Raw genomic sequence first — 15058 nt, 5'->3', positions numbered from 1 at the left:
AGTCCAAATGTAGTACTTATTTTTAAACTTTCAAAAATAATTGAAACTTATTTTGTTTTATACTAAATTGCTTGTTAAACTCTTAATATTTATATATTTGTGTATAAAATTTTATATATGAAATGTAAATTAAAGTTTATGCCTTTAAAAAAATCACTATTTCTCGGCTTGCTATTTTCTATGTTTGCAATTGTTTCCAGTTGTGAACGTATCGAAAAACAAGATTTACAAAGCCAGTTAATGCAAGAAACAGCCTCAATTTCGGAAGGAGAAATCCAGCGAATTTTAAACACCAAAGTCAATCTTGAAAGTCATCAAGTTACTGATGAATTAAAATTTAGCCTTCCGGATAACTATTACTTTCAGACACAATTTATTGAAAAAGGGGAATTTGAAACAGAAAATACCTTTGGGAAATTAGATTTTGCAACCAAAGAAAATTACAGCAACGTCGAACTTCATAATGAACTTTTTATAGATTATTCTTTATATGAAGAATCGGTTTACGTGGTCAAGGAAAAAAATTCTAATTTATTGACAATTGAAGATGTAAGAGAACAGTACGAAAGCGAAACTATCTATTATGAAGATAAAAACAGCCTGGTTTTTAGTGCCGATGATTCTTTTACGACGATTCATTTTCAATATGATGCCAAGACCGAAAGTTACCTGATTTATAACGGAACCATCAGCTGGGCAAAGAAATTTCCGTTAGAAGAAAAGCTTGATTTGGCATTTTATTTTCTTCGAAATGCTAGAAATCTTTTGAATACAAATTTTTCAAAACAAGAATTTGCTTGGAAAGATTATGTTGAAAATCGTCCAAAAATTGAAATCAATTTGGTGAAAAATATGTTCGCCAATTTTGAAAAAGAAATGAGCGTTTTTTTAGATGAAAATAAGTCGGTGTCGCCGAAAATTGAAGATTTTGCCTTTGTAGAATTGTATCGATTTAATCCAAAAAAGGAGGCTGAAATTTTTGAATATCTGAATACCTTAAATCAAGATAGAATTGAAGTTGGTGAAGGAAGCAAATGGCTTGAAAAACTATTTTATGATGTTTTAAACAACTTTTATAGCGCAAACTATAAAGTGACTCCGTACGGAAATTCCACCGTTGTAGAAATTTCAAGATTTAACAAAGAAGACAATAAAACCGAGAAACAATTTGCAGTTATTTGTGTTATAAACAAAGATGAAAAAGCGTTTATTTTGAAAAATACAAAAGCTTTAAATGAAAAAGGACTTGATTTTTTTGTCAAAATGTTCAATTATTACTCCAATAATAATTCCTTGGAAATCTCTCAAAAAAAGTAATTTATGAAGAAATATATAATTGGTTTGGGTTTAATTTCGCTTGTGTCTTGTAACCCAATCGGGGAAGATTTGGCTGAAGTTCCGTTAGTTTTAGATGAAATTACGTCGATAAAAGATTTAGAATTAAAGAAAGGAGAAGAAGTTGTTTTTTGGTCAAAAGTCTCCACGACCAAATTTTCAGATTACAAAGTAAAATACAGCATCGCTTCACAAAATAAAGTCGTCGCGTTTGACAGCACCAGCGTGATGAGTGGCGAGCACACAATAAATTCAAAAGTGTCTGAAAGCGGATTTATCTCGAGTCTTTTTAATGGCGGAGAAGATTCGTCTCAAGAGTTTGAACGGGAAAATAAATCATTTGTAGTTCCTAAAGATGGTAAATATGATTTCGATTTCAAGATTACCAGTGAAGAAGACGGTTCTTTTTTCGGAGAACGGTTTTCCTTTATTCTTAGAAAGAAATAACAAAAATGGCTGTCAATTGACAGCCGTTTTTTATTGAAATTGTTTGATGTTTTCTTCAAATTCATCTTCGTCTTGGTCTTCAAAATATTCGGTATAAAACGATTTGTGAAGTACATAGTAAATCAAATAATAAAGCAGAAAAACAGAAATTGTTCCGAGCCAAACAAAGGATAAAATATTTTCTTCAAAGAAAGATAAGAAGCCGTTGGTGAAATCAAACAGGTATTTAATGTCTTCATAATAACTTATAAAAACCAAAACAAACGGAACCACCTTCGTCATCACACGGTACCTTGAAAGCAGGATTACAGCGCCAATCATCGTTGGAATTTTGTAAAAGGTGCTCGCATCTCGATATTCTGCATCTGTTGAAAAATAACCGTAGCATATAAATAAAATGAGCAACGAGCAATAAATCAATAGATGAATATTGCGTTTCTTTTTTAATTTTGAGATGTAATTTTCGATGGTTTCTTGACTTGTTTTAGAAATCGATAAAACCAGAAACGGAATTAGATTAAAGATAGGAAGTACAGAAAGCGAATTGATTACGCCAAAATATTTTTTAAGCGAATAATTGCGGTACTGAATCAACTGCGCAAAAAATCTTCCGCTGACAAAAACAACAAAGAAACTTGATAAAAGATATAAAATTCCGGTTAGTTTTATGTTTGAGGAAAGAAACGAAATTCGGAAAGCACTGCTTCCCAAATCAATGATTGAAAATACAAAAAGCGTGTAACTCACCACAAATCCCCACTTGAAAAGACCGCTCGAAATGTGCTGAACGTCCAACGGATTTTTGAGTTCTGTTCTGGAATAAATTCGGTTTGAAATGTAAAAAAATCCGATTAACGCTAGAACGCTTTTGGCTGAAATAAACAATAAAATTACCGAAACGATGATGTCTTGCGTGTAAAGAGAGTCTGACGCAAAAGCCACATATTTGTAAAATTCATCAACGTCTGTTTCAACAACATACGATAAAATCAACGTCAGAGCCAGCTGAATAAAGAATTTTTTCTTCTTTGAAATGGAAGTAGAAAGCGTTTCGTTTTTAAAATAAGCAACTGAAAAATAGGTGATTGGAATTATAAAAGTAACAAACCGAATAACATTATAAATGGAACTGCTGTTGTCAAAATCTAGATAATAATCGCCCAAAATACTCCAATCAATCCTGAAAATATAGTATGGAATAAACAGCAACTGAATCAAAATTCCTTGTTTGATTTTACTGTTTCTATAAAAATACCAAGCAAAAAAAGTGCTGTAAATCAACCAATTTTGGATTCTCCAAACATAAGTATAAGTCGTGTTGTCTGGTCCATAGTTGTTTACAAAGTAATTGCTGATATCAAAAGTCGCAATAATCAGAACTAAAATCCAGATGAAGTCTAAAGCTCTTTTTTGAGTTGGCGTAAAAATTTGGCTCATATTTAAAAAAATTTAAGTTAACTTGATTAAAATGTTAAAACAAATATATAAATATAATTTATTAGTAAGAAAAATTTTAATTCGATGCTAAAATTAAAAATGGATTGCCAGAAATAATCCAGCAATCCATCTCAATAATAATCTAAAATTCTAAAAATCTAAGAAGTCTTCAACAATCCCGCTCGTTTCAGCAAAGCATCTGGTTTTGGTTCGCTTCCGCGGAAGCGTTTGTACAAAATCATCGGGTGTTCAGTTCCACCTTTTGAAAGTACATTTTCTTGGAATCTTTTGGCAACTTCCGCATCAAAAATTCCTTTTTCTTGGAAGAATTCAAAAGCATCGGCATCCAAAACTTCCGCCCATTTATAACTGTAATATCCTGAAGAATAACCACCTTGAAAAATATGTGAAAACGAAGTGCTCATCGCATTTTCCTTCACATCCGGATATAATTTTGTAGATTCAAATTGCGCGGTTTCAAAATCTTTAACCGATTTAATTTCCGTCGGGTCTTGTCCGTGCCAGCCCATATCTAAAAGTCCAAAACTTAACTGTCGCATTGTTGCCAAACCTTCTTGGAAACTTGCACTTTCTTTAATTTTTTGGATATATTCTGTCGGAATTAATTCGCCCGTTTGATAATGGTGCGCGAACAAAGCCAAAGCTTCCGGCTCATAACACCAGTTTTCAAAAATCTGGCTCGGCAACTCCACAAAATCCCAGAAAACGCTGGTTCCTGACAAACTTGGGTAAATCGTGTCGGCCAACATTCCGTGTAAAGCGTGCCCAAATTCGTGAAATAACGTAGTTACTTCGTTGAAAGTCAATAAAGAAGGTTTTGTTTCTGTTGGTTTTGTAAAGTTGCAAACAATCGAAATATGCGGTCTTTCGTTGATTCCTCCCAAAACATACTGCGATTTGAACGAAGTCATCCAAGCGCCGTTTCGTTTTCCTTTTCTTGGGAAAAAATCGGCGTAAAAGATGGAAACCAATTCGCCCGAAATATTTTTTACTTCATACGTTTTTACATCTTGATGGTATTTTTCTATCGAATTAATTTCGACGAAAGTCAAACCATACAAACGACTTGCGACAGTAAAAGCGCCGTTTAAAACATTTTCTAATTTGAAATAAGGCTTCAGTTTTTCATCATCTAAATTGAATAATTGCTGTTTCAATTTCTCAGAATAATACGCCCCGTCCCATTTTTCCAATTCTTCAATTCCGTCTAAATCTTTGGCAAATTTCCTCAATTGCTCAAATTCTTTTTCAGCTGCAGGTTTTGCTTTTTCTAATAATTCATTCAAAAAAGTTGTCACCTTTTCTGGACTTTCCGCCATTCTTTCTTCCAAAACAAAGTGTGCGTGCGAAGCATAACCTAAAAGTTTTGCGCGTTCAAAACGTAATCTTGCAATTTTCAAAACAATTTCTTCATTGTCAAATTCATTTTTCTGAAAACCTTTTGAACCAAAAGCAATTGCCATTTTTTTACGCAATTCACGATTGTCCGCATACGTCAAAAACGGAACATAACTTGGATAATCTAAAGTAAAAATCCAGCCTTCTTTTTCTTGGCTTTTGGCCAATTCTTTTGCTGCTTCAATTGTTCCTTCTGGCAAACCTGACAAATCTTTTTCGTCTGTAATGTGAAGCTGGAAATTCTGTGTTTCAGACAAAACATTTTCTCCAAATTCCAAGCTCAATTTTGATAATTCTTTGTCAATTTCGCGAAGTTGATTTTTCTTTTCTTCAGATAAATTGGCACCGTTTCTTGAAAAACTTTTATATTTTTTGTCTAATAAAGTTGTTTGTTCTGCATTCAGATTCAAGTTTTCTTTATTGTCATAAACCGTTTTTACTCTTTGAAATAAATCCGCATTCAATCGAATATCATTTCCGAATTCGGATAAAAGTGGCGAAACTTCCTGAGCAATTTTTTGGATTTCATCATTGGTTTCTGCTGAATGTAAATTGAAAAAAATACTTGAAATTCGGTCCAAAGTCGAACCGCTGAAATCCATTGCTTCAATTGTGTTTTCAAAAGTTGGCGCTTCTGGATTGGCAATTATTTCGTCGATTTCTTTTTTTGCAGTTGCGATTCCGTCCTTAAAAGCGGGAAGAAAATCTTCGTTTTTAATTTGGGAAAAAGGAGCGGTATCGTGTTGTGTCGTGAATTTTTGTGTGAGTATTGACATGTAATGAATTTCGTTATGATTGATTTCAAAAGTATGAAATTGGAGATAGATTTGAAAGATTGTTGTGAAAACGTTGACGTTATAAAAAAAATTAAACGCAAAGTTCGCTAAGGTCTCGCAAAGAATGAAAAGCCAAGGTAGCTTTGCGAAATTCTGCGAAAAACTTTGCGTCTCTTTGCGTTTGAAAAAACTTCGAAACTTGCTATTTTAATCCTTCCGAAGCTTTAATAACAGCCTGTTTCAGATTTTCTTTATAAGCAATAATTCTGTCTAAAACGGAAGCATCAGAACTTCCGATAATTTGTGCTGCCAAAATCCCAGCATTTTTTGCCCCGTTCAAGGCCACAGTTGCAACGGGAACGCCACCTGGCATTTGCAGAATCGACAAAACAGAATCCCAGCCGTCAATAGAATTGCTCGATTTTACTGGAACTCCAATTACTGGAAGAGGCGACATTGAAGCCACCATTCCTGGTAAATGTGCAGCACCGCCAGCTCCGGCAATGATTACCGAAATTCCTCTTGTATGTGCGTTTTTGCTGAAATCGAATAATTTTTCAGGCGTTCTGTGTGCCGAAACGATATCAACTTCTGTTTCGATGTTGAAATCTTTCAGTATGTCGATGGCTTCTTGCATGACTGGCATGTCTGAAATGGAACCCATTATTATTGCTACTTTGCTCATTTTTATTTATTTAAGTCTTAAAGTCTGAATGTCAAAAGTCGAAAGTCTAAAAATCTAAGAGGTCCAACTATCTAAAAATCTATTTGCTAATTACTCTAATCAATTTCTTCACTTCTTCTGCGATTTTTCTAGCTTTCGTAATATCTTCATTGACAATTGTCACGTGTCCCATTTTTCTAAACGGACGCGTTTCACGTTTTCCATAAATATGCGGTGTTACACCATCAATCGCCAAGATTTCTTCGATATTTTCATAAACTACTTGTCCAGAAAAACCTTCTTCGCCAACTAAATTTACCATAATTCCGGCTACTTTACTGTCGGTATTTCCTAGAGGCAAATCTAAAATTGCTCTCAAATGGTTTTCGAATTGTGAAGTATAACTGGCTTCGATAGAATAATGGCCAGAATTATGCGGTCTTGGAGCGACTTCATTGACCAAAATTTCGTCGTCTTTAGTTTGGAACATTTCCACAGCCAAAAGTCCAACGTGGTTGAATTTTTCGGAAACATTTAAAGCGATTGCTCTTGCCTTTTCAGCGACTTTTTCGTCAATTCTTGCAGGACAAATTACATATTCTACTTGATTGGCTTCCGGATGAAATTCCATCTCCACAACCGGATAAGTTTTGATTTCACCTTTTGGATTTCTAACCACAATTACAGCCAATTCATTTTTAAACGGAACCATTTCTTCGGCAATACATTCCACATTGGGAAGATTTTCTAAATCTGAAACAGAGCGAACGACTTTCACGCCATTTCCGTCATAACCAAATTCAGCGCTTTTCCATACAAATGGAAGAGAAACGGCAGCGTTTTCTACTTCAATCTTTAAATCTTTTAGATCTTTAAATCTTTTATGTGGCGCTGTGGGGATATTATTTTCTACGTAGAAATCTTTCTGTTTTCCTTTGTTTTGGATACCTCGCAAGGTTTTTGGAGAAGGAAAGACTTTTACGCCTTCGCTTTCTAATTTTTCTAAAGCTTCAATATTGACCAATTCAATTTCAAAAGTCAGGACATCCACATTTTTTCCGAAATTATAAACGGTATCAAAATCCATCAAATTTCCTTGGAAGAATTTATTGCAGGCAATTCGGCTTGGCGCTTCTTCGCTTGGATCTAAAACATAAGTTTGGATGTCAAATTTTCGGGTGTCTGCCAAGAGCATTTTTCCTAATTGGCCTCCGCCTAAAATACCGAGCTTGAAATCGGAAGAAAAGTAGTTCATTGTTTTGTGTGTTGTGTTTGGCAAAGATAACTATTGAAAAGCAATCGGCAATAGCTAATAATAAAGACGATTCGTAAAATTTAAATGAGATCGTAAAATTTTTTTGTTTTGATCGTAAAAACTTCAGACAATTTTCTTTTAAATTGATTTTTTTAAATAAACTTCAGCTTCTTTCAAAAAATTTCACTGGTTGGTAAACGCGGTTTAATCAAATTAGGATTGAAATAAACAATTCCTTCAATCGACTGAAAAGTAATGTTTCGGTTTTCTAAAAATAAACCACACGAATTACAGCCGCCATCAGAATCATTTGTATTGAAACCAATTTGTTTGTAACTATTTTTGGGTTTTAACATTTCGTCATAAATCGTTAAAAATTATAAAATAAAATATTTTTATTGACAATAATTGTATTAATTCGCTGTTTTTATTTTCTTACAAACTAAAACTTAAAACCCTCATTCAGTGCCAAAAATCATTCTATTTTTAACTTTTTTCCTTTTTTCGATTATCGCTTCTGCCCAAAATAATTTTTCAATTAAAGGAAAGACTTTGAGCGCTGTTGATAAAAAACCAATCGAATCTGCAACTGTCTATTTGACATCTGCAAAAGATTCAACGATGATTGACTACACGATTTCTGATAAAAACGGAAGTTTCAACTTCTCTGTAAAAAAACAAACGAAACCTTTTATCGTCAAAGTTTCTTCAATTGGTTTTGAAACCTTTCAAAAAGAATTTAAGAGTTTGGAAGCAAATTTAGACTTGGGAGAACTTTTGATTAATGATGACGTGACGACGTTGGGAGAAGTTGTGGTAACTGGCGAAGCACCACCGATCCGAATCAAAAATGACACTTTAGAATTCAATGCTTCGTCATTTAAAGTTCGGCCAGATGCCAATGTTGAAGCGTTGCTTAAGCAATTACCCGGCGTTGAAATCGATAACGAAGGAAAGATTACGGTCAACGGAAAAGAAGTCAACCAAGTTCTTGTAAACGGAAAACCGTTTTTTGACAAAGACGGAAAAATTGCGCTCCAAAATTTGCCTTCTGAAATCATCAACAAAGTTCAAATTACAGACACAAAATCTAAAAAAGAAGAGATTTCTGGCGAGAAGGCGAGCTCAAATAATGCCAGCATCAACTTGACAATTGATGAAGATAAAAATAAGGGATTTTTCGGAAAATTTATGGGAGGTTATGGTTCCGATAATAGATACGAAAGCAGTTTTTTGGTCAATTATTTTAAAAACAAGAGAAAAATTAGCGTTCTGGCTTCTTCAAATAATATCAATTCTACCGGATTTTCGATGAATGAAATTTTTGATAGCATGGGCGGCGGCCGAAATAACTCAATTTACACGAGCGACAACGGAAGCTTTGGAATTAACGGAATGCGTTTTGGCGGAGGCGCTGGAATCACCGTTTCAAACATGGTCGGATTAAATTATGCCGACGAATGGTTCAAAAATCTCGACGCAAACGGAAGCTATTTTTATACAGATGCCAATTCAAAAAACAACAATAGAACCAAGCAGATCAATTTAAGGCCAACCGGAAATTTCACTACAGAGTCAAATTCAAAAACTGTTGACGATAAATTTGCCCATAATTTCAATTACAATTTTGAATATAAAATCGATTCGACAACTTCAATTTATGTGGCTCCAAAATTTGTCAAAGCAAAATCAAGATACTCAAAAAATCTTTCTGAATTTTCTACGAATGAGACAAATCAGATTGCAAATGAAAGCGTGGGAAATACCTTTGATGAAACCGATAATTTGAATTTTGCAAACTCCATTTATTTTTACAAATCGTTTAAGAAAAAAGGCAGATCAATCGAAGTTGGTTTTGAAAATGACAATACAAAAGAGGATTTAAATAGTTTAAATAACACAACGACAACATTTTACACCGATACTGACAACGACGGAATTTTCGATGATTCAACGATAGACGCAAGAAATCAAATCTTGAAAAACCGAAAATTAAAAGATACGTACACGGCAGAATTTTCATATTTTGAACCGGTTGCCGATTCGTTAAAAGTTGGTTTTACTTTAAAATATAAAAACAACAAGACTTCAGAAAATAGAGATGGTTTTGATTTTGACGCGACAACAAACGAATATTCGGTTCGAAATGAGTTGCTTACAAATTTTCTTTCGTCCACGACAAATACTGTAAATCCGTACATGTTTATCGGTATGACTAAGAAAGATTTTTATTTTGGTTTGAACATGGGAACGGCAATTTCAAAATTTGAAAGTAGCTCACTGTATTTGAATAACGCGACAAATCTGGTAAAAAATTATGTGCTTCCAAGTGTGGGATTATACGGAAATTACAAATTTACAAAGTCAAAATCCTTTTGGATGAACTACGGCTACGAAGTAGATTTTGCAAATCCAAATGAAATTTTGCCTGTTGCAGACCTTTCAAATGCTTTGAATACTTACATCGGAAATCCAGATCTTGATCCCAATAAAAGCCACTATGTTTACATGAGTTTGCGAGATTATGATTTTGCCACAAAAACCGGATTTAATATTTATATGGGCGGTAATTTTTATGACAGCCAAATTGTCTCTTCCACGACATTTGATGAAAGTAACAAGCGAACAACCACATATAAAAACGTTTCGGGAACTTTCAGTTCTTGGTTTGGTGCAAGCTGGAACAAAGCGCTAAAAAACGAAGCACATTCGTATAAATTCGGATTAAGTTTAGGCGGTTCGTATGACATAAACAAAGGTTTTACAGACGGTCAATTGTTTGACGCAAAGAGCAAGAGAATCACGCCAAAGCTTTCTTTTAACTATGATTATGGCGAGCTGATTTCCTTAAATCCAACCTATAATTTTACGTATCGAGAGACAGAATACACCAACTATATTTTAGACAAAGCTTCAAATTTCACGCACAAATTTAACCTACAAGCCACAACATATTTTCCAAAGAATTTTGTTTTCGGGAACGATTTTGGATACACGTACAACTCAAATATCGCCGACGGTTTCAAGAAAGATTTTTACCTTTGGAACACCAGTTTGGGCTACAATTTCTTGAACAAAACCTTACTCGCAAAAGTAAAAGTTTATGATGTTTTGAACCAAAATTTAAGCACAACACGAACCATTTCTGCCACCACAATCCGCGACGAAGAAAACGACGTTTTGAAACGATACGTTATGTTTTCGCTAACTTATAAAATCGAAAAATTCGCCGGAAAAGAAAAAAAGGGCGGCGGAATTCAAATGTTTTAAGAAAGTAAAGTCGGGTTTCATCTCTTGACTTTTTTATTTTTTGAAGCGAAAGTGAAGGCATATTTGCTGACCATTTTCCTGCTGGATGCACTATCTTTTGTTCTGAACCACAGAACAAAAGGATAGTTGCAACCATCAGGGCTATGGGAGAAACCATTTGAATTTTCAGTAAACGTCTGTACTAATCGTTGTCGATATCCTAACAGGTTTAAAAACCTGTTAGGTATAAAGATTACACCAGTTGTTTCTTTGTTCTATAAATTAAACCTAACAGGAGAAATGCCTGTTAGGAAGAAATCTGCGAAAATCCGCGTCATTATTCAAAATCCGCGTCTGAAGAAAAGCAAAAAAAAAGCTCCGCAATACAGCGAAGCTTTTTAAATATTTTAAAACAGGTTTACCAACTTCCTCCAGCGCCACCGCCACTAAAGCCGCCACCGCCAAATCCACCGCCGAATCCACCGCCACCGCCAGAAGAACCGCCTCCAAAACCACCAAAGCCACCGCCAGAACCGCTTCCGCGACCCAGACTGCTCAAGATGATAATGTCAGCCAAATCCATTCCGCCACCGCGATTTCCACCGTTTTTATTGTTTTTATTCTTAGAAATAATAAAAATCAAGACCACAAAAATGATGATAAAGAAAATCAAACCACCTGAATTCGATTCTCCAGAATCTTGTTTTCTGGTTCCTTTATATTTTCCTTTTAAGACTTCAAAAATAGCATCCGTCCCTTTGTCCAGGCCTTTGTAATAACTTCCAGCCTTAAATTCCGGAATGATTACGTTTCTTGTCAATTCTCCAATAATTCCTGCAGATAAACGATCTTCAACGCCATATCCGGCAGAAATCCAGATCTTGCGTTCTTGTTCTGCTAAAAGCACAATAACGCCGTTATCATTATCTTTCGAGCCGCCAATTCCCCAAGCTTGTCCCCATTTTGGTGTAAGGATTCCAATATCTTCTCCTTTTAAAGATTCAATCGTGATAATTACAATTTGAGTAGAAGTCGAATCAGAATATTTGATCAGTTTTTCTTCCAAATTTGCCTTCTCCGAAGCATTCATTATTCCGGCATAATCATATAAACTGGTCTGAAATTTTGGAACAGGAGGAATGTCATACTGCGCAAATCCCAAAGTTTGAACCAACAAAAATACCGACAGGAAAAAGGCGCTTTTTAAATTTAAAATTTTCATTTATCCTTTTGATATTTCGTTAGATAATTCGTCTTTGTCGCCATCTGTGAATGGGAAATACTGTTCCAATTTTTCGCCAGCTTTCAAAATTCCGGCAACCAAACCTTCTTTATATTTCTTCTCTTTAAAATTTGAAATTATCGTATCTTTTGTACAATCCCAAAAATCACTTTCCACAACTTTATCAATGCCTTCGTCACCAATGATGGCAAAAGCATGATCGGCAACGCCCACATAAAAAAGGACTCCATTTCGCAAGGAAGTCTGATCCATACCTAAAAAATGAAAAACCTCCTGAGCTCTTTCAAGCGGAGGTTTTTCTGTATGATTTTCGATGTGGACTCTTATTTCTCCCGAAGTGTTTTTTTCAGCCTGAGAAATCGCTTTTACAATTTCAGCCTCTTCTTCAGAAGTTAAAAAATCTTCTACTTTTGACATCGGTTTTCGTTTTTAGAATTTTACTTCTACTGGTTTTTCAGCACCTTCCACAGATTTGAAATATGGTTTTTCAGGATAAGAACCGCCCAAAAACCAACTGTTTGGAATTGTAAGTACATAACCGTTATATACTTGAACTTGCTCGTTAAAACGTGTTCTTGCGGTCAAAATTTGGTTTTCTGTGCTTGCCAATTCATCTTGTAATTTCAAGAAGTTTTCGTTCGCTCTCAATTGCGGATATGCTTCCACAGAAACCAATAATCTTGATAAGCTAGAAGAAACATTCGACTGCGCTTGTTGGAATTGTGCCATTTGCTCTGGAGTCACATTGCTTGGATCAATTGTCACAGAAGTTGCTTTTGCACGAGCTTCTACAACAGCAGTCAGCGTTCCTTTTTCAAAATCAGCGGCACCTTTTACCGTGTTTACCAAGTTTCCGATAAGGTCATTTCTTCTTTGGTACGCTGTTTCCACGTTACCCCATTCTTTTCCAACGGCTTGATTGTGTTTCAAAGCTGTGTTTTTGATTCCCACAACCCAGAATCCGATAATTACTATTAACGCAATAATAATTCCTACAGGTATTAACCATCTTTTCATTTTGTTCTTGTTTTTAGAGTTTATTTATTGATTTGTTTTTGTTTAAATAATTTTATTTTCGTTTAGAAATATTGAATTTCTCTTTCAATAACTATTGGGGACATTGAGTTTTTATTCACAATTTGTTTTGTCCAATTTTGATAATTATCGAATTCATAATCATATTCTTCAACGCTGGCATTCCCATCAGGTGCAAAATAAGAATCCTTTTTAATGAGGTTTCCAAAAAGGTCATAAGTATAACAAATAGTAGATGTTTTTTCACCTAAATCATAACTGAAAAAATGCTCATGAGTGAGTTGTCCATTCTTGTAGAATTTTTCATTAGTTGTTATTCCATTTTTTTGTTTTAACCTGGTACGTTCTAAATTATTTCCGCTTGAATCAAAATCATATAATGTTTTAGTGAAATTTTGTGCTTTCTCATCAATGCGGTATTCTGAAATTAAATCTCCTGTTCCGCCTTCTTCGTCATCATATTCATATTGTAATTTATACTCAATTTGTTCATTAAAGAAAAATAGCATTTCTATCAATAAACCATTTTCGTTATAATGAAAATTTTTTTTTGAGTTTGAATCATTATAGCTTTTAGAAATTTTGCCAATATCATTATATTCTGTTTTCCAAGTTGAAATTTCATTTCCGTAAACATCACAAAGGATATTCTGAATTTCATCTCCATAGATATTTAAATCTAAGATGTGATTTTGCTCTAATTGAATTTTTTTGATTTTGCCTGATTCGTTAATAGCACGATATTTTTTAAAATTAATTTTTTTAATTTTCATTAGTTTTCTTTCTTTACAAAATTCTACAAATATATTTTTCGGTTATCTACAACGCATTCTTAATACTACTCAACTGCGCCTTAATAGATTCCAACTTACTAATCACCTCAAATTTATCCAAAGTCTTTTTCTGTCCTTCTTTCAAATGCGTTTTCGCGCCTTCCAGAGTAAAGCCGCGTTCTTTTACCAGATGATAAATCAATTGCAGGTTTTTCACGTCTTCGGGAGTAAACATTCGGTTTCCTTTTGCGTTCTTCTTGGGCTGCAGAATATCAAATTCTTTGTCCCAAAAACGAATTAGTGAGGCGTTTACGTCAAAAGCCTTGGCCAATTCTCCAATGCTGTAATATCTTTTGTCTGTTGGTAAGTCTAAATGCATTAATCTAAAGATTGGTTTTCTTGGTTCGCTAATTTTGAAATGGCTGCAAATTCTGCCGCCGAAATATTTCCGTAATAAAAATTTAAAGGGTTTACGACTTCCCCGTTTTTGTGTACTTCATAATGCAAATGCGGCGCTTCTGAACGTCCCGTGCTTCCCACATAACCAATCACGTCGCCACGTTTGACTCTTTGCCCGGCTCTGACTTTGTATTTGCTCAAATGTCCGTATAATGTTTCGTATCCAAATCCGTGCCGAATAACAATATGGTTTCCATAACCTGACGCGGTGTTGTCTGCGCGTTCCACAACACCGTCGCCAGTCGCATAAATCGGAGTTCCGGTTTTGGCAGAAAAATCCATTCCTGCGTGAAACTTTCTGATTTTGGTAAACGGATCGCTTCGGTAGCCAAACCCAGACGCCATCGACTTTAAGTTCTCATTTTTAACTGGCTGAATCGCTGGAATTGCTACCAATAATTTTTCTTTTTCCTTAGCCAATTTCAATATTTCGTCCAAAGATTTTGACTGAATGACTAATTCTTTTGAGATGACATCAACACGTTTTGTCGTACTGACAACCAATTCTGAATTGTCATAACCTTCCAAAGCTTTGTAACGATTCACTCCTCCAAAACCCGCTTTTCGCTGTTCTTCCGGAATCGGTGACGAGTTGAAATAAACTCGGTATAAATTATTGTCTCTTTCAGCAACACTTTCTAAAACTTCATCGACTTGATCCATTTTTTTATTCAAAAGCGCATAATTGATTTTCATATTCTCAATTTCGCGAGCTTGAAGTCTATCTTTAGGAGTTTCAAAAAATGGCGTATTTATCAAAATTACGAAACATAAAAATCCAAACAATCCCGAAGCCAATAAAAATAAAGCAATTACGCCTAATTTCTGTCCTTTCTTCGGCTTGATTTTTCGGTAAGCTAAATTTTCGGTATCGTAATAATATTTTACCTTTTTCATATTTTAAAATATGCTATTTTTGCACCGTAAATATCAATGCTGATGCAATTTAATTGTCGGTTGATATAT

General features: G+C 34.6%; 13 protein-coding genes. 3 read left to right on the top strand and 10 right to left on the bottom strand.

What is annotated here, in order from left to right; genetic code table 11:
* The first annotated feature begins 117 nt into the window (after window positions 1-117).
* Both ACFPVY_RS09495 and ACFPVY_RS09490 read left to right on the top strand, forming a co-directional pair.
* Complete coding sequence (locus ACFPVY_RS09495; RefSeq protein ID WP_379791746.1) at window positions 118-1317, top strand: hypothetical protein; 1200 nt, start codon at window positions 118-120, stop codon at window positions 1315-1317.
* A gap of 3 nt (window positions 1318-1320) precedes the next feature.
* Window positions 1321-1782, top strand: coding sequence for a hypothetical protein (locus ACFPVY_RS09490; RefSeq protein ID WP_379791745.1), 462 nt, complete (start codon window positions 1321-1323; stop codon window positions 1780-1782).
* A 30-nt stretch (window positions 1783-1812) separates the two neighbouring features.
* Here ACFPVY_RS09490 and ACFPVY_RS09485 read toward each other — a convergent pair whose 3' ends face one another.
* The 4 genes from ACFPVY_RS09485 to ACFPVY_RS09470 form a co-directional block, all read right to left on the bottom strand.
* Entirely contained in the window at window positions 1813-3219 is a 1407-nt protein-coding gene (locus tag ACFPVY_RS09485; protein WP_379791744.1) for a hypothetical protein, read from the bottom strand.
* 158 nt (window positions 3220-3377) lie between these two features.
* Window positions 3378-5414 (bottom strand): M3 family metallopeptidase, encoded by a 2037-nt coding sequence (locus ACFPVY_RS09480; RefSeq protein ID WP_379791743.1) that lies wholly within the window; start codon window positions 5412-5414, stop codon window positions 3378-3380.
* Between the two features lie 202 nt (window positions 5415-5616).
* A complete protein-coding gene (gene purE / locus ACFPVY_RS09475) occupies window positions 5617-6099 on the bottom strand; it encodes a 5-(carboxyamino)imidazole ribonucleotide mutase (RefSeq protein ID WP_379791742.1) in 483 nt (160 codons plus the stop codon).
* A gap of 79 nt (window positions 6100-6178) precedes the next feature.
* On the bottom strand, window positions 6179-7333 hold the full coding sequence (locus tag ACFPVY_RS09470; RefSeq protein WP_379791741.1) for a 5-(carboxyamino)imidazole ribonucleotide synthase: 1155 nt from the start codon (window positions 7331-7333) through the stop codon (window positions 6179-6181).
* Window positions 7334-7798: 465 nt separating this feature from the next.
* Here ACFPVY_RS09470 and ACFPVY_RS09465 point away from each other — a divergent pair, with 465 nt between their 5' ends.
* On the top strand, window positions 7799-10603 hold the full coding sequence (locus tag ACFPVY_RS09465) for an outer membrane beta-barrel protein (protein ID WP_379791740.1): 2805 nt from the start codon (window positions 7799-7801) through the stop codon (window positions 10601-10603).
* 397 nt (window positions 10604-11000) lie between these two features.
* Here the strand turns inward: ACFPVY_RS09465 and ACFPVY_RS09460 are convergent, their stop codons facing one another.
* The 6 genes from ACFPVY_RS09460 to ACFPVY_RS09435 form a co-directional block, all read right to left on the bottom strand.
* On the bottom strand, window positions 11001-11804 hold the full coding sequence (locus ACFPVY_RS09460) for a TPM domain-containing protein (RefSeq protein WP_379791739.1): 804 nt from the start codon (window positions 11802-11804) through the stop codon (window positions 11001-11003).
* Window positions 11805-12242, bottom strand: coding sequence for a TPM domain-containing protein (locus ACFPVY_RS09455; protein WP_379791738.1), 438 nt, complete (start codon window positions 12240-12242; stop codon window positions 11805-11807). It lies immediately after the preceding gene.
* A 12-nt stretch (window positions 12243-12254) separates the two neighbouring features.
* A complete protein-coding gene (locus ACFPVY_RS09450) occupies window positions 12255-12842 on the bottom strand; it encodes a LemA family protein (protein WP_379791737.1) in 588 nt (195 codons plus the stop codon).
* A 62-nt stretch (window positions 12843-12904) separates the two neighbouring features.
* Window positions 12905-13633: a hypothetical protein gene (locus ACFPVY_RS09445; RefSeq protein ID WP_379791736.1), complete on the bottom strand. Its 729-nt coding sequence runs from the start codon at window positions 13631-13633 to the stop codon at window positions 12905-12907.
* A 46-nt stretch (window positions 13634-13679) separates the two neighbouring features.
* Window positions 13680-14012, bottom strand: a complete 333-nt coding sequence (locus ACFPVY_RS09440; protein ID WP_379791735.1) for a MerR family transcriptional regulator — start codon at window positions 14010-14012, stop codon at window positions 13680-13682.
* On the bottom strand, window positions 14012-14989 hold the full coding sequence (locus tag ACFPVY_RS09435) for a M23 family metallopeptidase (RefSeq protein WP_379791734.1): 978 nt from the start codon (window positions 14987-14989) through the stop codon (window positions 14012-14014). Before ACFPVY_RS09435 ends, ACFPVY_RS09440 begins: the two co-directional genes overlap by 1 nt.
* Window positions 14990-15058 lie beyond the last annotated feature (69 nt).

This window comes from Flavobacterium qiangtangense, assembly GCF_042658345.1.
Taxonomy (GTDB): domain Bacteria; phylum Bacteroidota; class Bacteroidia; order Flavobacteriales; family Flavobacteriaceae; genus Flavobacterium; species Flavobacterium qiangtangense.
Note: the sequence above shows the minus strand (reverse complement) of the source record. Positions and strands in the feature narration are given on the sequence as shown.

What these genes read in the sequence shown, in the direction of transcription:
- ACFPVY_RS09495 (WP_379791746.1), top strand. Translation starts at nt 118, where the DNA reads ATGAAATGTAAATTAAAGTTTATGCCTTTAAAAAAATCACTATTTCTC.
- ACFPVY_RS09490 (WP_379791745.1), top strand. Translation starts at nt 1,321, where the DNA reads ATGAAGAAATATATAATTGGTTTGGGTTTAATTTCGCTTGTGTCTTGT.
- ACFPVY_RS09485 (WP_379791744.1), bottom strand. Translation starts at nt 3,219, where the DNA reads ATGAGCCAAATTTTTACGCCAACTCAAAAAAGAGCTTTAGACTTCATC.
- ACFPVY_RS09480 (WP_379791743.1), bottom strand. Translation starts at nt 5,414, where the DNA reads ATGTCAATACTCACACAAAAATTCACGACACAACACGATACCGCTCCT.
- purE (WP_379791742.1), bottom strand. Translation starts at nt 6,099, where the DNA reads ATGAGCAAAGTAGCAATAATAATGGGTTCCATTTCAGACATGCCAGTC.
- ACFPVY_RS09470 (WP_379791741.1), bottom strand. Translation starts at nt 7,333, where the DNA reads ATGAACTACTTTTCTTCCGATTTCAAGCTCGGTATTTTAGGCGGAGGC.
- ACFPVY_RS09460 (WP_379791739.1), bottom strand. Translation starts at nt 11,804, where the DNA reads ATGAAAATTTTAAATTTAAAAAGCGCCTTTTTCCTGTCGGTATTTTTG.
- ACFPVY_RS09455 (WP_379791738.1), bottom strand. Translation starts at nt 12,242, where the DNA reads ATGTCAAAAGTAGAAGATTTTTTAACTTCTGAAGAAGAGGCTGAAATT.
- ACFPVY_RS09450 (WP_379791737.1), bottom strand. Translation starts at nt 12,842, where the DNA reads ATGAAAAGATGGTTAATACCTGTAGGAATTATTATTGCGTTAATAGTA.
- ACFPVY_RS09445 (WP_379791736.1), bottom strand. Translation starts at nt 13,633, where the DNA reads ATGAAAATTAAAAAAATTAATTTTAAAAAATATCGTGCTATTAACGAA.
- ACFPVY_RS09440 (WP_379791735.1), bottom strand. Translation starts at nt 14,012, where the DNA reads ATGCATTTAGACTTACCAACAGACAAAAGATATTACAGCATTGGAGAA.
- ACFPVY_RS09435 (WP_379791734.1), bottom strand. Translation starts at nt 14,989, where the DNA reads ATGAAAAAGGTAAAATATTATTACGATACCGAAAATTTAGCTTACCGA.